Source organism: Marinifilum fragile, assembly GCF_963677365.1.
In the GTDB taxonomy this organism is placed as follows: domain Bacteria; phylum Bacteroidota; class Bacteroidia; order Bacteroidales; family Marinifilaceae; genus Marinifilum; species Marinifilum fragile.
Genome location: NZ_OY781962.1, coordinates 1,233,190 through 1,253,869 on the forward strand (window position 1 = coordinate 1,233,190; position 20,680 = coordinate 1,253,869).

Annotated in this window: 21 protein-coding genes; 6 read left to right on the forward strand and 15 right to left on the reverse strand. The window is 34.9% G+C overall.

Features of this window, described 5'->3' with window-relative positions:
- Positions 1–77 precede the first annotated feature (77 nt).
- The 10 genes from ACKPCA_RS04750 to ACKPCA_RS04795 form a co-directional block, all read right to left on the reverse strand.
- Positions 78–503 (reverse strand): VOC family protein, encoded by a 426-nt coding sequence (locus ACKPCA_RS04750; RefSeq protein ID WP_321281689.1) that lies wholly within the window; start codon positions 501–503, stop codon positions 78–80.
- A gap of 32 nt (positions 504–535) precedes the next feature.
- On the reverse strand, positions 536–1,282 hold the full coding sequence (locus tag ACKPCA_RS04755; RefSeq protein ID WP_321281690.1) for an AraC family transcriptional regulator: 747 nt from the start codon (positions 1,280–1,282) through the stop codon (positions 536–538).
- Between the two features lie 257 nt (positions 1,283–1,539).
- A complete protein-coding gene (locus ACKPCA_RS04760; protein ID WP_321281691.1) occupies positions 1,540–2,166 on the reverse strand; it encodes a hypothetical protein in 627 nt (208 codons plus the stop codon).
- 250 nt (positions 2,167–2,416) lie between these two features.
- The gene (locus ACKPCA_RS04765) at positions 2,417–3,304 is read right to left on the reverse strand and encodes a helix-turn-helix domain-containing protein (RefSeq protein WP_321281692.1); all 888 of its coding nucleotides are present in this window, start codon (positions 3,302–3,304) and stop codon (positions 2,417–2,419) included.
- A gap of 10 nt (positions 3,305–3,314) precedes the next feature.
- Entirely contained in the window at positions 3,315–3,737 is a 423-nt protein-coding gene (locus tag ACKPCA_RS04770) for a nuclear transport factor 2 family protein (protein WP_321281693.1), read from the reverse strand.
- Positions 3,738–3,803: 66 nt separating this feature from the next.
- Positions 3,804–4,349: a carboxymuconolactone decarboxylase family protein gene (locus tag ACKPCA_RS04775; protein ID WP_321281694.1), complete on the reverse strand. Its 546-nt coding sequence runs from the start codon at positions 4,347–4,349 to the stop codon at positions 3,804–3,806.
- Between the two features lie 238 nt (positions 4,350–4,587).
- A complete protein-coding gene (fumC, locus tag ACKPCA_RS04780) occupies positions 4,588–5,994 on the reverse strand; it encodes a class II fumarate hydratase (RefSeq protein WP_321281695.1) in 1,407 nt (468 codons plus the stop codon).
- A gap of 205 nt (positions 5,995–6,199) precedes the next feature.
- On the reverse strand, positions 6,200–6,541 hold the full coding sequence (locus ACKPCA_RS04785) for a hypothetical protein (RefSeq protein ID WP_321281696.1): 342 nt from the start codon (positions 6,539–6,541) through the stop codon (positions 6,200–6,202).
- A 253-nt stretch (positions 6,542–6,794) separates the two neighbouring features.
- A complete protein-coding gene (locus ACKPCA_RS04790; protein WP_321281697.1) occupies positions 6,795–7,859 on the reverse strand; it encodes a serine hydrolase domain-containing protein in 1,065 nt (354 codons plus the stop codon).
- Between the two features lie 174 nt (positions 7,860–8,033).
- The gene (locus ACKPCA_RS04795; RefSeq protein WP_321281698.1) at positions 8,034–9,038 is read right to left on the reverse strand and encodes an alpha/beta hydrolase; all 1,005 of its coding nucleotides are present in this window, start codon (positions 9,036–9,038) and stop codon (positions 8,034–8,036) included.
- 589 nt (positions 9,039–9,627) lie between these two features.
- Between ACKPCA_RS04795 and purT the strand changes: the two genes are divergently transcribed.
- Positions 9,628–10,797, forward strand: coding sequence for a formate-dependent phosphoribosylglycinamide formyltransferase (gene purT, locus ACKPCA_RS04800; protein ID WP_321281699.1), 1,170 nt, complete (start codon positions 9,628–9,630; stop codon positions 10,795–10,797).
- Positions 10,798–11,224: 427 nt separating this feature from the next.
- Complete coding sequence (locus tag ACKPCA_RS04805; protein WP_321281700.1) at positions 11,225–12,055, forward strand: YecA family protein; 831 nt, start codon at positions 11,225–11,227, stop codon at positions 12,053–12,055.
- Positions 12,056–12,265: 210 nt separating this feature from the next.
- Here the strand turns inward: ACKPCA_RS04805 and ACKPCA_RS04810 are convergent, their stop codons facing one another.
- The 4 genes from ACKPCA_RS04810 to ACKPCA_RS04825 all read right to left on the reverse strand — a co-directional run bounded on the left by ACKPCA_RS04810 (position 12,266) and on the right by ACKPCA_RS04825 (position 16,596).
- Positions 12,266–13,408, reverse strand: coding sequence for an FMN-binding protein (locus ACKPCA_RS04810; protein ID WP_321281701.1), 1,143 nt, complete (start codon positions 13,406–13,408; stop codon positions 12,266–12,268).
- A 173-nt stretch (positions 13,409–13,581) separates the two neighbouring features.
- The gene (locus ACKPCA_RS04815) at positions 13,582–13,872 is read right to left on the reverse strand and encodes a hypothetical protein (RefSeq protein WP_321281702.1); all 291 of its coding nucleotides are present in this window, start codon (positions 13,870–13,872) and stop codon (positions 13,582–13,584) included.
- 66 nt (positions 13,873–13,938) lie between these two features.
- Positions 13,939–15,432 carry a reductive dehalogenase gene (locus ACKPCA_RS04820; RefSeq protein ID WP_321281703.1) on the reverse strand — a complete coding sequence of 498 codons (1,494 nt, stop codon included), beginning with the start codon at positions 15,430–15,432 and terminating at the stop codon, positions 13,939–13,941.
- Between the two features lie 123 nt (positions 15,433–15,555).
- Positions 15,556–16,596 (reverse strand): helix-turn-helix domain-containing protein, encoded by a 1,041-nt coding sequence (locus ACKPCA_RS04825; protein ID WP_321281704.1) that lies wholly within the window; start codon positions 16,594–16,596, stop codon positions 15,556–15,558.
- Between the two features lie 218 nt (positions 16,597–16,814).
- On the opposite strand from ACKPCA_RS04825, the gene ACKPCA_RS04830 reads away from it, so the two are divergent.
- Complete coding sequence (locus ACKPCA_RS04830) at positions 16,815–17,276, forward strand: hypothetical protein (RefSeq protein ID WP_321281705.1); 462 nt, start codon at positions 16,815–16,817, stop codon at positions 17,274–17,276.
- 14 nt (positions 17,277–17,290) lie between these two features.
- Here ACKPCA_RS04830 and ACKPCA_RS04835 read toward each other — a convergent pair whose 3' ends face one another.
- On the reverse strand, positions 17,291–18,343 hold the full coding sequence (locus ACKPCA_RS04835; protein WP_321281706.1) for a quinone-dependent dihydroorotate dehydrogenase: 1,053 nt from the start codon (positions 18,341–18,343) through the stop codon (positions 17,291–17,293).
- Positions 18,344–18,652: 309 nt separating this feature from the next.
- Here ACKPCA_RS04835 and ACKPCA_RS04840 point away from each other — a divergent pair, with 309 nt between their 5' ends.
- The 3 genes from ACKPCA_RS04840 to ACKPCA_RS04850 all read left to right on the forward strand — a co-directional run bounded on the left by ACKPCA_RS04840 (position 18,653) and on the right by ACKPCA_RS04850 (position 20,662).
- Positions 18,653–18,952, forward strand: coding sequence for a hypothetical protein (locus tag ACKPCA_RS04840; RefSeq protein WP_321281707.1), 300 nt, complete (start codon positions 18,653–18,655; stop codon positions 18,950–18,952).
- Positions 18,953–19,158: 206 nt separating this feature from the next.
- Entirely contained in the window at positions 19,159–20,022 is an 864-nt protein-coding gene (locus ACKPCA_RS04845) for a beta-keto acid cleavage family enzyme (protein ID WP_321281708.1), read from the forward strand.
- Complete coding sequence (locus tag ACKPCA_RS04850) at positions 19,982–20,662, forward strand: DapH/DapD/GlmU-related protein (RefSeq protein ID WP_321281709.1); 681 nt, start codon at positions 19,982–19,984, stop codon at positions 20,660–20,662. Before ACKPCA_RS04845 ends, ACKPCA_RS04850 begins: the two co-directional genes overlap by 41 nt.
- Positions 20,663–20,680: the final 18 nt, after the last annotated feature.

Consider the following 20,680-nt stretch of genomic DNA (forward strand, 5'->3'; position numbering starts at 1 on the left):
AACAAGCGAGGTGGGAACCTACTATTCATTATACACATTGCTAGTATCAGTTTAATTTTTCAATATCCAATGTCGATTTATTGTTCTGATTTCTCAGCAAATCCAAGTATGTAGCCATTGGGATCTTTCACGTAAAATTCTTTCATACCATACCATGCTAGTTTTGGTTCGGTTATTTCTGAAACTTTATCCTTTATTTCATCATAGAAATTGTCCAAACTATCTATTTCCATATAGAATGAAACGGAGGCTCCCAAAGAAATATTTTTTGCCATTTTCACATCACTCTTAAAACTATCGCTTCGCTGAAACATCATTTCTACCTTGTCTTTCGACACCAAAGCGTAAACATACTCTTTGTTGTCGGCGACAAATTGTTCAATTGCATCTTGGGTTTCGGGAACTGCCATAATAAGAGAAAACCCTAGTACGGATTGGTAGAAGTTTACAGTTTCCTTAATGTCTTTTACTTGAAAATTTGGTGTTAACTTGTTTGCTTTCATTTTTAATCTTTTTGTTAGTTGTAAAAGCAAAACTATGAAGTCATAAGGGTTGATAATTGTAAAAATCGGTCGTTTTCATTTTTATACAGTTCTTTGGGAGTTGTACCCGTATACTTTTTTATTTCTTTAATAAAATGTGCTTGGTCGAAATAATCTTGTTGCGGGAATAATTTTCCGTTTGCAATTTGGCGGTAAGTAGAATTACACTTCAAAATATTTAAAAATGTCTTTAACGAGAATCCAAATTTAGCATTGAAATATCTGTTAATCTGACGACTGCTCCATAAAGTTTTTTCTGCCAATTCATTTACTCTTAGGTTCCCTTTGTTTTCATATAGCAGCTCGAATAATTTGAACTTTCTGCTATCAATTTCTTTCAGTTTTTTTAAGCCGTAATTAATTTTTTTTAAAAGGTGATCAGTGAGAAGGTCAAAGTCGTTAAATGGAAAATTTTTCAACGCAAAAAAATCTATCGGAAAATTGGTTGTTGTATTCAAAATATTTTTCATTGACTGCTTGAAAATATACTCTGCTGCAATTAGTTTAAATCGAATTCCAATCAGTTTTGTATCCTTATCAATTTGTACATTAATTGGCTTTGTCCACACGCCGGTTAAAGAAATATTTGAAAGCTCATTGTTTTTAATTTCAAATATTAAATCAAAATGACCATCTGGTAAGATGGTATAATTAACATCCTTTGTAGGGGTTTCAAATTCCCAAAAACAACGAATGAAGTTGGATAGAAATCCGTCTATCTTATTTTCTCTATATTCCATTATTATGGCTTTTTTCAAATGGTGCACAAGGTTTCGTGGGTATGGCATCGTGTTTCCGATAGCCATCGGGAAAAACTAGCGCCTTATCAACTTACACTAAAGATCGTTGATTAAACTTACATATTATTTAATGATTTTGATTGTTATTATTAAAAAAAGACAAAATGATTTGGGAGAGGAGAGTATTGGGATTGCCTAGGGAAAATTGTATGAGTAATGGCAGATTGAGAGGTAGTTTCCTGTCAAACGGGCATAAGTTAATCTTGTTGTTTTAAAAGTTTTTTGTTTTTTCTCGAGTCAGCATTTTTATCAACTATAGCAATCATATCAATAACCAATTCATCTGGTATTGATTCAGATGTTACCTCTTCGTAATTATCCTGTTCTTGTGCTGAGCCTGAAAGTGAATTGGTACTCAGACGTAACGCATAATTTGTATTGCGGGGATATACATATAACCCATAATCAAAGAAATAATTGACTTTAAGTTTCTTGTATTTTTCTTTTACATCTTTAATAGTACAGCCAATTTTTAAACCCTTATTCGATGTATATGACTCGCAATAAAGTTCGATGCAATTAATTGTATTTAATGTTACTGATCGTGTAAACTTAAATACTACTTTGTTGTTATGGTCTTTTGCAACATATATTTGTTCGTATTTACCATTGTTAAAAAACCCAACAGGGATACTATCGACTACTATAATAAAATAGTTCTGCAAGTTGGTAATTGTAGTTTCTAAATCGTCACCTAATCGCACAAATCCGACTCCTTTTTTCGAAAATGTTTTCTCCCACCTGTCATTATTCTGCTGTCCAAAAGCATAATAGGATATAATGCTGAAAATTAAAGGTATAAGTATTCTATAAAAAAGATTCATGAAGTTTTAGTGTTAATTGATGTAATTGGAGAATTAATTCCAGCATATTTTCCTGTCTAACCGTCATGCCGTTTGGCACGCCTTAATATTAATCACTTTTTTTGTTATTAATTCTTCGCACTGTTGGCTGATGCACTTTTGATCATGAAGATTTAGAGTAAACCTGTGGCAGATTAAATGCTACAAGCGTTGAAGTTTAGCTCCATATCTAATTTATTAATACAAAATAGTGTGTGCTCGTTTTACATTTTCACAAGCTTGCATTAGCCCTGTCAAAGCCAACAGTTTCTCTGTAAAGTTGTGGTGCAACTTCTGTGTGTTTTTTGAATAATCGGCTAAAATAATATTCATCATTATATCCTAATTCAAAAGCAATTTCCTTTATGCTTTTATTAGTTAAATATAATTCTCGTTTAGCCTCAATAATTATTCGTTCCGTAATTAAATTGGTCAAGGTCTTGTTTAAATGAGTTTTAGTCAATTTCGTTAAGGCCTTGGGTGTTATTGACAGTATATCCGCATAATCACGTGCAGAATGCTTTGTTTTATAATGTAGCTCGATGGCGTTTTTTAGGTTTTGTAAAATAAAAGGTTTTTCCTTTTCTACAGTTACTTCATTTCCTTTTGCATGCTGTTCGATTTTGAGTCTCGATGCAGTAATCAAGAATATTTTTAAATAGGAAATCAATAGTTCATATTGTGCCAATGCAGGATTTTGCATTTCGGTCTTCAATTGCTCTATTACAGTTTCAAAGTTTATTCTTGTCTTCTCATCAATTTGAATTAAAGGAGGATTGTAAATATTATTAAACAATACACCATTACAAGCTACTTCTTTGTGATGTTTGTGAATGCAGAAGAAATCCGGATGAAAATTGATAACCCAACCTTTGATTTCTCCATTTAGATTAAGCATAAAGGGTTGATAAGGTGAAAATGAAAATAGTACATCTTCCTTGAAGTTATACTCAGAGAAATCTGCTTTTACACTTCCTTTTCCTTTTGTTATCCAAACCATTGAGTAATAATTCAATCTTTGAATATGGTCAAAAGGGTTATTCTTTTCGAAATAGAATAATTTGAAAGCCAAACTTCCTGTTTGTGGATTAATAAGAGTGAAACTATTTTTTTGTATCATAAGTCCAAAGTTACATTAACTTTCTATCACTTTCCTCAATCTTCATATCATTGATACTTGCAAAACGTTTTTGCATCAATCCATTTTCATCAAACTCCCAAAGCTCATTTCCGTAGGCTCTGTACCATTGGTTGTTTTCATCTTGAAATTCATATTCAAATCTTACAGCCATTCTGTTTCCACGAAACCCCCAAAGCTCTTTTTTTAATCTATAATTCCTTTCTTTTTTCCATTTATCGATCAGAAATTTGACAATTTTCTCTCGTCCATTGATAAATTGAGTCCGATTTCGCCATTCGGAATCTATGGTATAAGCTTTTGATACGATCACAGGATCTTTGCTATTCCATGCATCTTCTACTTTTTTCACTTTTTCAAGAGCAGTCTCCAATGTAAAAGGAGGGAGTGGATATCTTTTTTCTTCTATACTCATTGTTCAAGTTTTTTATAGAGAAGGAGAAATACATTAATTACGATTTCTCCTTCTTTTGTTGATAAATTATAAGGCTGGTGCAATGGGAAAATCTACAGGAACTTTAGTAAGATTGTGTAAATAGTTCATCGCAGTTTTATCGCTAATTTGAAGAATAAGATCAACCAAATTCTCTTTGGTATAACCTTGATTAAAAAAGTCTTCAACATTTCCAGTACTGGCATTACCTCTATTTTTGGTAAGGTCTGCTGCCAATTTTACCAGAGCGTTTAATTTAGCATTCTCACTTTTCCCTTTTCTGATATCCAACAATTGGGCATCGTCAAACCCATTCATTTTACCGAGGACCAAATGCGCGCTTTGACAATAAATACAACCATTTACTTGACTTACAATTAAATTAATTGCCTCTTTTTCTTTGTTTGATAAGGATGTTTTTGAATTTTGGAAATCCAAATATCGTTTTAAGCCATTGTCGGAATAGGCTAATGTTGCATAAAGATTTGGAACCATTCCCAAAGCTTTGTTTAAACCATCAAAGATCTCTTGGTTTGTAGAAGATACTTGCTCTCTTGTTGGAACTTTGAATTCTGTTTTAATTAAATTTTCCATTTTAAATTGCTTTAAATATTGTTTGTCAATATCGACAATACAAAGATTGGGAGTATTAAAGCTTTCTAAAATGGACAAATTTCGTCAATGGATGGACAGTTTTCTCAAATGGTCTTAAAATGACAATGGCGATTCTAATTGTTCCAATCATTCTTTTTTCCTCACTCCATAAATATTAGTTTAAGTAGGGTGCAGTTATTTAATAAATCGTTTTACTATAGACGTATTAAAACATCAACTAATCTGTTGGGCCACACATATCTTCCGGTTTCACCAATTCATCAAATTGCTCATGAGTTAAAAGATTGAGTTCAATCGCTGCTTCACGCAATGTTTTATCCTCAGCATGAGCTTTCTTAGCAATTTTAGCGGCATTTTCATATCCAAGGTGTGAATTAAGAGCTGTTACAAGCATAAGGGAATTTTCAAGATGTTGCTTTATCACAGGGATATTGGGACGAATGCCTGTTGCACACTTATTGTTAAACGAGACGCAGGAATCACCAATCAAACGCGCTGATTGTAATACATTCGTGCCAATAAGTGGTTTAAATACATTTAATTCAAAGTGTCCGTTTGAACCTCCGATAGAAACGGCTACATCATTTCCCATTACCTGGGCACATACCATGCTTAAGGCTTCGGTTTGCGTAGGATTAACTTTTCCAGGCATAATAGATGAACCTGGTTCATTTTCTGGTATAATAATTTCACCAATACCGCAACGGGGACCAGAACTCAACAAACGAATATCATTCCCTATTTTCATCAATGAAACAGCACAACGTTTCAATGCTCCTGATAATTCAACCATAGCATCATGAGTAGCAATGGCTTCAAATTTATTTGGCGCAGTAATAAATGGGATACCAGTGAGCTCTGCAATTTTCTGTACAACTAATAAATCATATCCTTTGGGGGTGTTTAGTCCTGTGCCAACCGCCGTTCCTCCCAAGGCTAATTCACGAACCATTTGCAGTGCATTGTTAATGGCCCTGATACCATTAAAAAGTTGTTGCTCATAAGCCGAAAACTCCTGACCTAAGGTAAGTGGAGTAGCATCCATGAAGTGTGTACGTCCGATTTTAACAATGTTCTTAAATTCTTGTGATTTACTGTGCAATGTATCTTTCAGAGCATTTATTCCTGGTATAGTTTTATCGATTACCATTTTATATGCCGCGATATGCATAGCAGATGAAAAAGCATCATTGGACGATTGTGATTTATTGACATCATCATTGGGATGAATATACAGTTTGCCTTCTCCCAACTTATTACCTTGCATTACGTGTGCCCGGTTAGCAATTACTTCGTTTATATTCATATTGGATTGCGTCCCCGAACCAGTTTGCCATATTACCAAAGGAAACTGCTTGTCATGTTTGCCTGCAATAATTTCATCACATACATTTCCGATCAGTTCTTTTTTATCAGCTGCCAATACACCTAATTGATGATTTGTAATCGCTGCTGCCTTTTTTAAATATGCAAACGCATGAATTATTTCTTTGGGCATCGACGCTTCGGGACCAATTTTAAAATTATTACGAGAACGTTCTGTTTGAGCACCCCAATAACAATGAGCTGGCACCTTTACTTCACCCATTGTATCTTTTTCAATTCTATATTCTAGTTCATTCATCGGTTTACATGTTTTATTCCTTTAATATAGTCTATTTTGGGCTTGCTTGTAACATTTCGTGGGTTGCCGTGTTGCCAATTTTTCAGTTCTTTTGTTTAAATTGGGCACAAAGGCTAGAGTAAAAAACGCAGTGCTGGCTTGGTAGGGTAGGACTGCAGTTTTTACTCTGTCTTATCCAATGTACTATTTTAGTCTTCCAATACTATCAATTCTGAAAAAACTTGAAATGATTTCCATCCCATAGTGCCATAGCCTCTATATTTGTATTCTCAATAAAAATCCCGTAACAATTATTAATGTTCAAATCTTTTCTTGAAGCTTCTGAAACACCTTTTTGACCATAAACTTTTTCGAGTTTACCGAATTGGCCTTTAGATGAAAGTATTTGTATTCCTTCCTTCGATATTTCTTGTTTTTCAATTAGGTCAGATACAATTTCAATGAAATTCTCATCGTTGATTTCTTTCAAATCAATAAAATACTGTCTTGCATTTAAATAGTTTTCACTTTTTAAATTATCATACAGATGGTATAGTGTTTCAATCATTTGCTCTTTCGTGGGAGAGTTTGTATGATTATTAACGGAGTTTAAGACAGATTGATTTTTCCCGCATAACTATGGTTCGCAGAGAATAATGTAATTAAGAGTAGTAAATAGATTATTTTCATTTTGAACGGATAAGGATATGAAGCATTTGGCATTTCAAAGCAATTTCCAATCAAACCGCTGCAAAGTTTATAAATGTAATGCCATTAGAATTGTCCGCCATATGTTTTATATGCAATGCTAGGCAAAGTAGTTATTTCATTTTTAAATCAAGTATTTTATAGACCAATTTTTCAAATGAATCTTTATCCGTATTTCGCTTATAATCTGATTTAGTCTTATGTGCGATCACCATATTTAATTTAGGGATTACCAAAATGTATTGCCCATATGCACCTGTTGCTAAATAAGCACCTTCTAAATCAGGATTATTATACTTTTCCCAAATCCACCACATGTATCCATAAGCATAATTACCTTCTTTACACCAATATGAATTCATTTCATCAGTTGAAGTTGTAACACTCGTTATAAGTTTTATCCAATCTTTTGGAATGATTTGTTCTCCATCCCAATTTCCCATATTTAACATTAACAATCCTAATCGAGCCATATCACGAGTAGAAAACCAGAAGTGATAGGCTAAATATTTAGATTTTCGCTGATTCCCCGATTTTTCTTGTTTCTCTCTTTCAAAATCCTGCATTCGTATCGGAATAGCAATGTCTTTCTTAAATGCATCATAGATGTTTAGTCCGGTTTGTTGTTCAAAAATTGCCCCTGCAGCATTAAAATCCCAATTGTTGTATAAAAAATATGTCCCTGGTTTCATCGAGCCTCTTCCTGGATTATTGTTGTTATCACTACCATCATTAGAAGCAGGATGATAAATTCCTGACCTTGCTGTTATTAAATTTCGGACTGTTGCCTTTTTCTCGATTGGGAGTAATCCTTGAATATCATCAAATTCAAGTTCTTCTAAAGTCTCATCTAAATTGATAGTATTATTCTCAACATATTTCCCGTATATCATTGATAATATACTTTTTCTGCAAGATGCGATATAACTTAATTCATCTATATCGCCATAATCAAATAGAATTTTTCCGTCAACTATCACAACTAATCCAGTTGTATTTAAACTATCAATTATGAATCTGTTTATTTCATTAAATTTCTTTGAATCATAACCGACTTTTTCAATTGTATCGTGTTTTAACCATGTAGAATCTGGAAAAACTTTACTATTCTGTGATTGTAAATTATCAATGAAAATTATTGATAATATTACAGTCAGTATTATTTTAATCTTTTCCATAGGTTTGTATTTTTCTGTGTCTTCATAACTATTTTGCCTAAGGGTATTGATTATGAGTAGTTGTGAAGGTTAGCACTTAACTTTGCAAGTACAAACCAAACTGAAGATCCGCGAGGATTTTCAGAAGTAGGCGAGAACAAGCAATTACTTATAGCCAATGTAAGCATACATTTTTTATTCTGTTTGATTTACCCAATTTAGAAAATCTTGAAAAACATCATCCCAATGTTCTTCAAACTTTCCACTTTCTATTTCTTTTCCAAATCCATGATCTAAATCTGGATACACTTTGAAAGTAAGATTGTTTTTTCGGTGTCTTATAAATTCAATTGGGATTAAGTAAGCCGATTCTAAAGCAACAGCTTGATCCTTTGTTCCGATGGCAGCAAATATTGGTTGCTCTATCTGTAACAAATTTTCAACCGGAGGTTCGGAAAAGTGGCTCCATCGGTTATAGCTATTATTTTCTCCCTGCCAAAATTTATCAGTGGCATTGGGATCGGACATGATGTCTTTTAAATCGTTAAACAATGAATCAATTTTGCTTTGAGCCTGTTGTTCTGTTAATTTTCCTTTGTCAACATCTTTTCTAATAAAAGTTACAAAATCAATAAATTGCGTATTGCCACCTCCAGACAAATATCCAAAGTGGGTTATTTTATTATTTATAGTTCCCAGTTTGGCAGTAACATCACTGCCTTCGGAATGCCCAAGTACAATTATTTTATCAAACTTATTGTTGTACTTTGTACACAAAGCGTTAATAACTAGGTCCGCTTGATTAGCCCTATACTGAAGAGTTTGATTCTCAAAGTATGTTTTTGGAGTGGAGAATGGTTTGTTTGTTTTCATCAGAAAAGGAAAGCCTTTACGTGAAATAACAACAAATAAATAGTTATTTGGAATGGTATTTAAATTAAATGGCAGAACTGTTTTTATCGATTTTTTTCCATTGCGTTCTCTTAGTTGATATAAGGACCTTGCTCTTGAACCTTGAATATATAAGAATAAAGTATTAATTGAATCAATACCTTGTTTGGCGTGCGTATGGTAGTTTATGGTATCATTTTCTGTGATTACAGAAGAATGCTTATAGATTTTATCTAAAATGGTGTGGTTTTGCCCAAATATCAGATTGCTTGTCAAGAGTATTATAGAAAAAAGTAAGTTCTGTTTCATGTTTAATAATTTCTATTAAATGTATACTAAGGTATTTATAAGTGCATTGTCAAATTTATTCTTTTTATATCACTTATTGCACAACATATCTACCATAGGTATATATTGTGCAATAACCGCTCGTCAATTTACAAAACAATAGTCCCTTTACAAAGACATTATATTGTTATTTAAAGCTGAATAGGGAGTCGGATGAGTACCGATAGAGAATGTACTTGGTTTCTGCAATAGGTTAGGGTAGTGCCTAAAGTAGTTTCACCAAGCTATTGTAGGTGGTTGGGTAATCAGATAGATACTGTTAAGTGATGTTTCTGAATAGTAATGTTTTTTTTCAACTAAGGAGAATAGATCAATAAATGCCCGTCTGGCTCGAAGACAAAAGAACCCTAATTATTTTAGTTGCAAGAACAATTACATTGCGGAACAGTCATTTCCTCCCTCTAAGAAATAAGATATCCGCTGTCACCCAAAAACTTCACCAATCATTACTCACACTTATCAATTCATAACTATAAACTATTATTTTTGCACTTCAAACAACCAAACACGAATTTTATAAATCCATTATCTAATTTAGAAAGACACATTTATGCTAAAAAAGATTTTACTTTTAGGATCAGGTGAACTGGGAAAAGAATTTGTAATCGCAGCTCAGCGATTGGGACAACAAGTAGTAGCGGTTGATAGTTACGAAAATGCACCAGCAATGCAAGTAGCAGATCACTTCGAAGTAATCAACATGTTGGATGGAGCTGCCTTGGATGCAGTGGTCGCAAAACATCAGCCTGACCTAATTGTACCGGAAATAGAAGCAATTCGCACCGAGAGATTCTACGATTACGAGAAGCAGGGAATTCAGGTTGTACCAAGTGCCAAAGCAGCTAACTTTACCATGGATCGCAGAGCCATTCGCGATTTGGCTGCCAAAGATCTTGGTTTAAGAACTGCAAAATACCTGTATGCAACATCACTTGATGAAATGTATACCGCAGTAGAAGAGGTAGGAATGCCTTGTGTGGTAAAACCTTTAATGTCCTCTTCGGGCAAAGGACAATCGGTAGTAAAATGTCAGGATGATATTCAAAAAGCCTGGGAAATTGCAGGAGCAAAGGGCAGAGGCGATTCAGGTGAAGTAATTGTAGAAGCCTTCGTGAAATTTACCTCAGAGATTACCTTATTAACCGTAACACAAAAAGAAGGTCCTACTCTATTTTGCCCACCAATTGGACATGTGCAAGAGCGAGGCGATTATCAGCAAAGTTGGCAACCAGCCTTAATCTCTGATGCAGATGTAAAAGCCGCTCAGGAAATGGCCGATAAAGTAACCGCTGCATTAGGAGGTGCAGGCATTTGGGGAGTAGAATTCTTCATTTGCGAAGATGGAGTAGTGTTCTCGGAGTTATCACCACGTCCGCACGATACAGGAATGGTTACATTAGCAGGAACACAAAACTTCTCGGAGTTCGAGTTGCATTGCCGTGCCGTATTGGGCTTACCAATTCCTGAAATTACTTTGGAAAGAGTAGGAGCAAGTTCGGTAATTCTTGCCCACCAAGAAGGAGAAAATCCTTATTTCGAAGGATTGGATCAGATTGCGGTATATCCAAAATCAGACTTCAGGTTGTTTGGAAAACCAACCACACGAGAGTATCGAAGAATGGGAGTTACCCTTGCTTACGATTCTGTTGATGCCGATGTAGTGGCAACAGTAGAAAAAGCCAAGGAGATGGCTGCTTTGGTAAGCGTAAAAAACAAATAGAAAATCCCAATTGATATCAACAAGAGGCGCAATTTTTGCGCCTTTGATCTTTGCCTTTCAGGCAATATTTGCAAACTTCCTTAAAATCTAAACTCAATTAAACAAACGCATTATCCATTCAAGTTGATTTGGTATGAGCAACGCAGGTGGGGTACCCATAGGTGAAAATGATGATTAAAAAGAAATTCTGTGGAGTGAGGAACGAACTTCACTATTATTTCTTTTCATCATTAAACCGTTATGGGTCGCCGAGTGCTTTCACCTAGATTTTTGTTACTTTTTATCAATGAAAAAGTAAGAGCCTGTCTGGCTTGAAGACTAAAAAACAATTCCTAGTAGGTTGCTCTTAAACACAAATGGATTCTTAATTAATAATTCCCAAATTATAATTGCGAATGCATATCTTTGCCACCTAAACATGAAAGATATGATCCGATCAATAAAACAAGCATTCGATATAATAGACACAAAAGCAACAGGCATTCCTTACGAAGCAATCGACTACCTAAGAAATCATGAAACTTGCGATGAGTTGAATGATAAACTGGTTTATGCCCTTAAAAACGCCTATAGTGGAAAAGCCTATTATTCTGAAAAACATAGGGTCATGTTGCCAGCACCTTTATGGTATGCAGTGGTTGCCGAGAAACATTTATCCGAAGAGCTTTTCGAGCCTTTGTTGGAAATGTTTACCACCGAGGAAGACTGGGATGTAATGAACGAACAAGCAGTGTATTTGGTTGGATTATTGGCCAAAGCATTTCCTGTTGCATTTCTGGAGAAAGTCTTATTCTTTATTGAAGAGAACATCAGAAAGGAAAATAAAACTCCATACATTTTCTGTTTCGAAGCACTTTACTATGCGCAGGATAATCATTTCGAAAGAATCCATGCCATGCTTGATAAGGAGAATTTCCATTGGGTAGATCACTATGTGAGAGTATTAGGTGATTTAATGCGAAAAGATACGCTTGCAAAGTTCAAGCAGATTCTGCCAAAGTTCGAAGGAAAACATACAGCTGTTGAATTACAGTATTATATCGATGTAATGGAAGGGAAGATTACCGACTTTCAAAAAGGAGTAGCATTCTGTGAAATGCGCGATCCGGACTGGAAGAACCACTACCAACATATGGAGCAGATGTTTGCAAGCGCTCAATCGCCAATACAGCAAGAAGTAAAAGTGAATCGTAACGATGCCTGCCCTTGTGGATCAGGAAAAAAGTACAAGAATTGTTGCTTGCAAAAACTGTCATAAGAAATAAATGAGAGTATAATAAAACGGTTTTACTACAATGGTGGTAAAACCGTTTTTTAATAAACCCAAGCGCCAACTACAAGTTTATATTTTCTAAGCTGAATTATTCATGTCTTTAGCTTTTAAATCTTACTGGCAATGTAAAGTAGTATGGATAAAAGACAGAATGCATAAAGTGCAAATCCAGCCAATGTTTCCTTTTTAATATTTTTAAGCATCTTGTTTGTGTTTTTGAATCAACTGTTTAACTTGATTTCTCCTGGCAATTACCCATTTTAAAATACCACCTACAGGACAAAAGAATCGGCAAAAGAAATTCGAAAAGAACAAGGCTCCTATGAGTGCTGCAGGCAAAATATACCACTGAATGCCTTCGCCTTTTAAAGAGAACATCATGGCAAAGGGTTCATAAGACGATAAACTTGGATTTTGAGATATAAAGATCAGGACCAACGACAACCAAATCAAAAAGTTTGGAGTGAATGCCAGAGCTTTAGCCAGAGATGGATCCATTTTAATATTAATTCCAGATATCTGATGCAGCAACATTTGACTGGCTCTAAATGGGCAAATGGCTGTGCAATACACATTTTTACCCCAAATGATGATGATACTTAGTGTTGCAGCAACCAAAAGCCACCAGCTTAAATGAGTATGAATATCCGGAAAGTATCCCAATAATATTCTTCCAAAATGAGTCAGCGAAAGCGAGGCATTAAAAAGAAAGCCAATAAACACCAAGCCTAAAAACAGGTTGAAATATATTAGTTTCTTACTCTTAAAATAGATCGCCAAAAAGGCAATGATAATGATTAATGCAACAATTCCCTCTTTGGGAGTAAGTCTCCAGCTTTTCTCAATTCGCAGAGTTTCCAGCTGAAATACCTTATGAGCAATTTGGTAGGAAGCATCACGCGCAGCATTGGCAATGGCAAGTGAGCTAACCGTTGCTCCCGATACGGCTTCTACATCCTTTTTTAATTGAAATCCATCATTCAAACTTTTCTCTTCGTATTGTTTGTAGTATTTTTTATTGGAGAGTTTTGCGACAAATGACGGTGTTTCAAAACTTTTAATCAGTTCTGTTCCAATAATTAATCCACAGGTGTCGCTTATAACCGCTACCTGTAAAGGTCCACCATAGCCTTGAGATGAACCTGTTGCTAAATATCCATAAAGTTTTTCGTTTTTATAAAGGGGATATACTCCTTCCTCAGCTTCTTTCAGATGAAGGTCTTCAGCTTGAAGAATTTTTAAATGCTCAAGTTCATGTGAATGATCGGTAAAGAGGATACCATAGCAAAAAGCCATGCCCAGACTTATCCAGGCGATCCAATTGATATATTTTTTCATCTGTTTAAATTTATCTTCATTTGTCAGATGGAACTCACAAGAAATTCAATCATTTACCTGTGTGTAAATTATATGATTGAATTTACATGTTCGGTTCATGTACTGTATTGAATCCTATTGAATGGAGATCGAAGCCATATCTGTTTATGACTTCGAATCTCCTGAAACAAAAACTATTTGCTTACCGCTTTTTTTAATGCCAGTTTCCTTGATAGAAGAAGTAGAATGAGCGAAGGAATCACGAAAACGATTAATCCCATACTCGCTGCTCTAGGCTCGCCTTCCAGTATTGAACTAAAGGACCAGGCAATTCCAAATATGAATAAGAACATACCAATGCAGCTGCTTATCCATGTTGAGATATTAAATTTCAATTTTTGATTGTAATAATATATAAGTCCCGTGGCAAGAGTGGTGATTACGCCCAGGGAAAAAAACAATATTTCTATACCTGTAAATATCATGTGTTTCAATTTTTAAATGTGATTAATATGGATTGCTGTGTGAAGCAACCTGCAATACATTATGCTTTAATGTCCATCGTAGCTTTTGCCTTCAGGACTGTAGAATTTCTTAATGGATTCCTTGTCTTCTACATTACCATATCCAAAGAGTATATCCATTTCACGCATCAGGTCGTGCACCGGACCAGGCATTGCGGCTGTAATACTATCCACCAATCGGTGATGCCAAAAGTCGGGCTTGTTGTATGGACAGGATGCCATGCAAATTCCGCAATCATCTCCCAATTCACCCCATAGTTTAAAGCATTTTTTCGCATCAACATGATACTTCTTAACACCTTTTACATTGTACCAGGCATTGTCTTTATTGTCATGAGTAGGCTCAAAGGATGGTTCTTTATCGAATGAAATGGCTTTGGTTGGGCAAGCATCGGCACAGCGCATGCAGTTTTTGCAAAAATCCATTACGCCAAATGACTTTGGCTTGTCGTATTCTACAAAGTCAAAATCAGTATAAACCTTTGCCAGTCTAACACGAGGACCATACTTATAGGTTACGGCTTGTCCCAATCTTGAAGCTTCCCCCAAACCTGCAGCGATAGCATATGGCACACTTAATCCCATATCATTACCGGCAGAAACAGCGTTAAATCCAAGGTTTTTAAGATATACAGCCAACTGATAAGGAACTTTTGCCATTTCCGAATAACCAGCTCCTGCAGCGGCACTTCCTACAAAAGAAGGAGAGGTGGAAATTCCCTCGTAATCCATATTGAAAGCCATTACAATTACTGTTTTTGGTTCAAAGGGAAAGTCACTCCAGTCGGTAATAAATTTGTCAGGTCCCCAGTTGTGAAGTTCTTCCAATTGCTCATTGCTTGGAGGAGCCAACAATGGTTTTCTGAATAAAGGAGGAACCGGATTTAGGAATTTACTGTAATCCCACCTTTTATCTCTTCGAGTAATTCCTACCAAATCAGCACCAAAAAGTTTAGCAGCTCTTTTAATTTGATTGGCCGCCTCTTGTTTGCTTTCAAACTTGTATTTTTCTTTTACTACATAGTCGTTATCAAATAATGCAAATTGCACTTTTTCAGTGCGCTGTTCCCAGGAGTTTACTCCAAAGTTAGGCACTGCAGCCGGACTTGGACCAGCAGCATAATTATTCATGGCCCATGCACCTGCTAACAGGGCTTTATCAGCTTGATTGTAACCGATTTTGTCGTTGTCGTAAGCAAAGTTCATTTTCTGAACAAAAGCTTGCCCGTCTGCAACAATATCATCTTCTACAGTTTCACCAATTGCCCGTATTTCGTTCACGAAAAACGATCGGGCTTGCACATGATCCCAATTTCGAGGTGGAACATAGTCTGATCGTACTTCTACGGGAAAATCATCATGTGTGGTTACAATTTTATCCACAAGACGTTTGTCCAATTCTTTGGCTGCAGTTTTTTGCGGAAAAGTAGTTAAGGCACCTGCACCAACAGCGGCTGTTATTCCTCCAATTTTAAAGAAATCTCTTCGATTTAATTTTGATGAATTTTCGTTTTTACTCATTGCGTCAATGTTTTTGTTACAGTTCAAAACTGCATCTAAAACATTGATATCGCGACAAAACCAATAATTTCGGACGTATTCCAATTTTATCGTACCATCAATTGCCTCATTTTAAATCGAAAACTATTTGAGTTCTTTCAGGAATTGGGAGGGTGTTTGATTGGTGAATTTTTTAAAAGCTGCATTAAAGGTAGCTTTCGATTTAAATCCAGCCTCGAATGCCAATGCCAAAATGGTGTAGTTCTTGTAAGCTTCCAGTTTAGATAAACGCTTAAATTCCTCCACCCTGTAATTGTTGATGTAATCATTAAAACTTTGATTCATTAATCCATTCATGGTTTCAGAAATCTCATGGGAAGAGATGTTACATTGCTGAGAGAAACTTGACAAGTTTAGCTCTGGATCAAGATATGGCTTTTCTGTTTCCATAAGCCGATTCATTTTGATCACATTCTTTTCAGCCAATTCGCGAGTAAGTTTCGATTTGTCATATTTTTTAAATCCACCTAAACCCACTTTTTCGGTGCTTAAATGTAAAGTTCGGGGTTCACTTACAATTACATATGATATTGCATAAGCCAAAAGCATCAAAAAACTAAGGTTGATAATATCCATGGTAGCTTCAGAGCCCGATACAAAGAGTGGGAGGTTGGTTTTAATTTCAAGAATAACAAAATGCAAGCTCATCATAAAGCATAGCAGCTTAATTAAGCTTGTTCTTTTCTTGTTGTAATTGAATATACTCAGCGACATGCCTTTGATTTGGTAAAAATTACCAATCATCTTTAAAATCAAGAAAGGGTAAATAAGGTATAGAGAAACCAAAATGTTTTTAGCAATTAGTAGATACGTGCTTTTTAGAGAATTGGTATTCAGATATAAAATAAAGATGATCCCATTTATTAAGAAAGGAAGCAAATGCAATAAACTTACTTTCGTAAACTTAAGCTTTCCATATAATACCGACATTACGTAGTAGTATACCACCATTGGAGCCATTGTGGCAATGGGAACCACGCTGTATGGCCAGTTTGAATCTAAAGCGATAAATCCTTTGTAAAAGAAATAGTAGTAAACGTAGTGGAATATAATATTAATGAATATGAGCTTTAAGATAAAGTTAGGTAGAGTTCTGAATTTTTTGCGCAGTAATATCAGGATCAAACCAATGATTTGGGCTGAACAAAAAAGAATCAAATAGGGAATATTCATATGAGAAAAAGCGCTAGTTTAGATTTTTCGAAAAGTAAAGTAATTTTTAAAAAATCGCAAAATAGCTTCAACTGATTTAAAGATTGAAACACAATAGATGATTGTTTTCAATCTTAATCAGGATAACTATTTCTTATTAGTACATTTGATTTCTTAATTGGAATACAAGAATGAATACAACAAATACACTAAAAGTAGACTTGTACAAAATGGTGCAAGAGCTAATTCACACTAAAATCAAGGCAAACAATGAATCATTATCGGCATTAAAAGAATCTGTCGGGAATGAAACCAAAAGTACAGCAGGAGACAAGCATGAAACAGGTAGAGCAATGATGCATCTTGAGCAAGAAAAGGTGATGAGACAATTAGCAAACAACCAAAAACTTAAAAGTATTGTGGATAGGATTAGTCCTAAAATTAACAATGAGACTGTTCAGCCAGGTTCATTGGTAATTACCAACAAAATATCTTTCTACATTTTGGCAGGTCTTGGACAAGTGGAATTGAATGGACAGAATTATTTCATCGTTTCATTTCAATCCGAATTGGTCCAAGCCTTTAAAGGGAAACGTAAAGGAGATGATCTTATCTTTAAAGAACAAAACTATACCATACAAGAGATCTTGTAGATCTTATTTAGGAATTAGGATTTGTGATTGGTTCGTTTGATTAGCGCTTTATTGATATTTTTTATCAGACCAGGACCACCATATATAAATCCAGTATAGATTTGAACTAGCGAAGCTCCAGCATCTAATTTTTCAAGAGCATCTTCAACGGTCATGATACCCCCAACTCCTATAATAGGTATTTTCCCATTCGATTTTTTGTGAATGTAGCGTATTACTTCGGTAGACTTTTGCTTTAAAGGATTTCCACTTAAGCCACCTGCGCCAACCGCTTCAATTTCTTCATCTGAATAACTTAATCCATCTCTCGATATGGTTGTATTTGTCGCTACAATTCCGGCAATCTGGGTCTCTGTAACAATATCAATAATATCATCGAGTTGTGTCTCGTTTACATCAGGAGCAATTTTAAGTAGGATGGCTTTGGTTTTCTTTTTAATTTTGTTCAATCCCATTAACTTATTCAAAAGATCTTTTAAAGGTTCCTTATCTTGCAATGCCCTAAGATTAGGAGTATTCGGAGAACTCACATTCACCACAAAGTAATCAACATATGGATACAAAGCTTCAAAACAGTTAATATAATCATCGCTGGCAAGTTGATTTGGCGTGACTTTGTTTTTACCAATGTTTCCACCAATTATAATATTGGTTTTCTTTCTCTTCAGTCTTTTTACTGCTTCCAAAACGCCATCATTATTAAATCCCATTCTATTCACAATGGCCTTATCATTTACAAATCTGAACAAGCGAGGTTTAGGATTGCCTTCTTGAGGTTTTGGGGTTAAGGTGCCAATTTCAATGAACCCAAAACCCATACTTCCAAGCATATCAAATGCTTCAGCATTTTTATCCAATCCTGCAGCAAGACCAACTGGGTTTGGAAATTTTAAACCAAATAGCTCGCGTTCTAAGGCAGGGTGTTTTTGGGTGAGGAATAATGAGGAAATTTTTCGAATAAGAGCACTCTTTTGAAAAAAGATTAAGCATGAAAAAGTAAACTTGTGAATTTTTTCAGCATCGAATAGTATCAATACAGGACGTATAATTAGGCGATATAAACTCATTTTGTAATATTGTTTTGCACAAAGATAATAGGATATTTTGAAGAAAAAGAGTTTTATATCTGATTTAAATAAAAGGATTATAAAATGAGGGTAAATATTTATGAAGCCAACAATCTAACTGATTTAATGGGTGAGTTTTACCAATGTTTTCGCGGCTGTTAATGATAAGACAGATATTTAATTGCAAAATATCAATAATGCTTATAAAAAGCATCGAAAAAAATTTGTCATAAGTCAGAATATTCCTAAATTCGTTGTACAATTTTTTTTTAGAAAAACTACTGCATTAAATGTACTAAGTGTTATATAATGAGTAAATTAAAAGAGATTAAGCTCAACTTGTTTCAACTAAATGTTCTTTTAGATGAAGAAGAAAAAGCAGCTTACGACTATATAGTTCAGGAAGGTACTTATTGTGTACATTGTAAGGAAATGTGTGCTAAAGGTGTAGATGTAAAGGAAAACTTTCTGAATGATATGAATGATATCCTGATAAAAGGTACCTGCAAGAAATGTAATGGCAGGGTAAGCAGGTTTATTGAATATGGAGAGTTCGATGATTTTCGGGAAAAAGCACTGCGATTTAGAATATCCATTGGAGCTGAATAAATAAATTTTAATATACTCCTCCTTATTGTACGATAAGGAGGATTTTTTTTGCTTTACAGCTTAATGTGATTTTAAAAAATAGATATCCTAAATCTTGTTTAATAATAGTTAAAGTATTGTGAATCTGCGTTTATACTCATAATCGTAGTTGTATAAAAAAGGAAAAATATTGTATATTTAATAGTACACCATTAACTATACAATAGATGAAGAACAATAAGATTATTATCAATTTCTGCCCAACCGGAATGGTGCCTACCAAGGATATGACACCATTTGTGCCGGTTTCTCCACAAGAAATCATTGAACAAACTCACGAGGCCTACGAAATTGGGATCACTATTGCTCATCTGCATGCACGTGGAGAGGAAGATGTGCCAACTTACAGAAAAAATGTATATCGAGACATTTTTGAAGGGGTACGCAAATACTGCCCCGATTTAATTATATGTGGAAGTACTTCTGGTAGAAATTTTCCCGAATTTGAAAAGAGATCTGAGGTTATTGAGTTAAAGCCGGATATGTGTTCGCTGACTTTAAGTAGTCTTAATTTTGTGAAACAAGCCTCGGTAAATGCTCCTAATATGGTGCAGCGCTTGGCACTTAAAATGAAAGAATATGGCGTAAGGACTGAATTGGAGTGTTTCGATTTGGGAATGATCAATTACGGCAAATACTTAATCAAAAAGGGAATTGTAGAAGGTCCATTCTATTGGAATTTATTATTTGGAAATATTGCTGGTTTTCAAGCTAGTTTTCAACAAATGGGAACGGCTTTATCCGAAACTCCAGAAAATCATTTTGTGGGTTTAGCTGGCTTAGCTGCCGATCAACTTAAAGTAAATGCAGCAGCAATTGCAATGGGATACGGTGTGCGAGTGGGACTGGAGGACAACATTTGGTGGGATAAAAGCAGATCCCGTCATGCAAGCAATATTGATTTGATACAGCGCATTCATTCGCTAATTGCAATTCACGATAAACAGTATTTTTCTCCTAAAGAATTTGGTCAACTTGGATTTAGAAATAATGAAGTCGCAAAAAATTGTGTGCCAGTTACTAGGATTTGATCCGAATTGGATTTGTGTAATTCATGATTTACTCTATTACAATCATGAAAATACAATAGATCTGCAGGTTTTTCTGAATATTGAAATGCAGGCTAATCTTAACGATCATTTGATGGAGATTCCTATTCAGATTAAAGATAAGGCGGATATTAACAACAATTTACCTTTGCTATTTGGATTGGTAAGCCCCAAAAATAAATATCCTGTTTATCAGAGTTTTTCAAAGGTGTTAGAGAAGAAGGATTACAACAATTTAATAGCAAACTCATCCATTATTAGTGTTAGTACCCATTTTGATACAGCACTATTAATGGATCATCAATGTGTTGTTAGTGCACAAACCAATATTGGTTTTGGGGTAAGTATTAAGCGTGGTGTAAAAATAGGACATCACAATATTATTGGTGATTTTACAGATATCAATCCCGGCGTGATAACTTCTGGAAGCGTAACAATAGGTAAGGGTTGCGAAATAGGCTCTGGAGCAATAATCAAGAATAATGTAAAGATTGGTGACAATTCATTTGTTGGAATGGGCAGTGTAGTTACCAAAGATATTCCAGCTAATAGCATTGCATTTGGTAATCCGTGCAAAGTAATTCGGAAAAATGATATTTGGAACTTTAATTATACCGATTAGAAATAAATATAGGCTTTG

Excerpts from the sequence above, each read along its gene's own strand:
- ACKPCA_RS04750 (WP_321281689.1), bottom strand. The coding sequence starts at position 503 with ATGAAAGCAAACAAGTTAACACCAAATTTTCAAGTAAAAGACATTAAG.
- ACKPCA_RS04755 (WP_321281690.1), bottom strand. The coding sequence starts at position 1,282 with ATGGAATATAGAGAAAATAAGATAGACGGATTTCTATCCAACTTCATT.
- ACKPCA_RS04760 (WP_321281691.1), bottom strand. The coding sequence starts at position 2,166 with ATGAATCTTTTTTATAGAATACTTATACCTTTAATTTTCAGCATTATA.
- ACKPCA_RS04765 (WP_321281692.1), bottom strand. The coding sequence starts at position 3,304 with ATGATACAAAAAAATAGTTTCACTCTTATTAATCCACAAACAGGAAGT.
- ACKPCA_RS04770 (WP_321281693.1), bottom strand. The coding sequence starts at position 3,737 with ATGAGTATAGAAGAAAAAAGATATCCACTCCCTCCTTTTACATTGGAG.
- ACKPCA_RS04775 (WP_321281694.1), bottom strand. The coding sequence starts at position 4,349 with ATGGAAAATTTAATTAAAACAGAATTCAAAGTTCCAACAAGAGAGCAA.
- fumC (WP_321281695.1), bottom strand. The coding sequence starts at position 5,994 with ATGAATGAACTAGAATATAGAATTGAAAAAGATACAATGGGTGAAGTA.
- ACKPCA_RS04785 (WP_321281696.1), bottom strand. The coding sequence starts at position 6,541 with ATGATTGAAACACTATACCATCTGTATGATAATTTAAAAAGTGAAAAC.
- ACKPCA_RS04790 (WP_321281697.1), bottom strand. The coding sequence starts at position 7,859 with ATGGAAAAGATTAAAATAATACTGACTGTAATATTATCAATAATTTTC.
- ACKPCA_RS04795 (WP_321281698.1), bottom strand. The coding sequence starts at position 9,038 with ATGAAACAGAACTTACTTTTTTCTATAATACTCTTGACAAGCAATCTG.
- purT (WP_321281699.1), top strand. The coding sequence starts at position 9,628 with ATGCTAAAAAAGATTTTACTTTTAGGATCAGGTGAACTGGGAAAAGAA.
- ACKPCA_RS04805 (WP_321281700.1), top strand. The coding sequence starts at position 11,225 with ATGATCCGATCAATAAAACAAGCATTCGATATAATAGACACAAAAGCA.
- ACKPCA_RS04810 (WP_321281701.1), bottom strand. The coding sequence starts at position 13,408 with ATGAAAAAATATATCAATTGGATCGCCTGGATAAGTCTGGGCATGGCT.
- ACKPCA_RS04815 (WP_321281702.1), bottom strand. The coding sequence starts at position 13,872 with ATGATATTTACAGGTATAGAAATATTGTTTTTTTCCCTGGGCGTAATC.
- ACKPCA_RS04820 (WP_321281703.1), bottom strand. The coding sequence starts at position 15,432 with ATGAGTAAAAACGAAAATTCATCAAAATTAAATCGAAGAGATTTCTTT.
- ACKPCA_RS04830 (WP_321281705.1), top strand. The coding sequence starts at position 16,815 with ATGAATACAACAAATACACTAAAAGTAGACTTGTACAAAATGGTGCAA.
- ACKPCA_RS04835 (WP_321281706.1), bottom strand. The coding sequence starts at position 18,343 with ATGAGTTTATATCGCCTAATTATACGTCCTGTATTGATACTATTCGAT.
- ACKPCA_RS04840 (WP_321281707.1), top strand. The coding sequence starts at position 18,653 with ATGAGTAAATTAAAAGAGATTAAGCTCAACTTGTTTCAACTAAATGTT.
- ACKPCA_RS04845 (WP_321281708.1), top strand. The coding sequence starts at position 19,159 with ATGAAGAACAATAAGATTATTATCAATTTCTGCCCAACCGGAATGGTG.
- ACKPCA_RS04850 (WP_321281709.1), top strand. The coding sequence starts at position 19,982 with ATGAAGTCGCAAAAAATTGTGTGCCAGTTACTAGGATTTGATCCGAAT.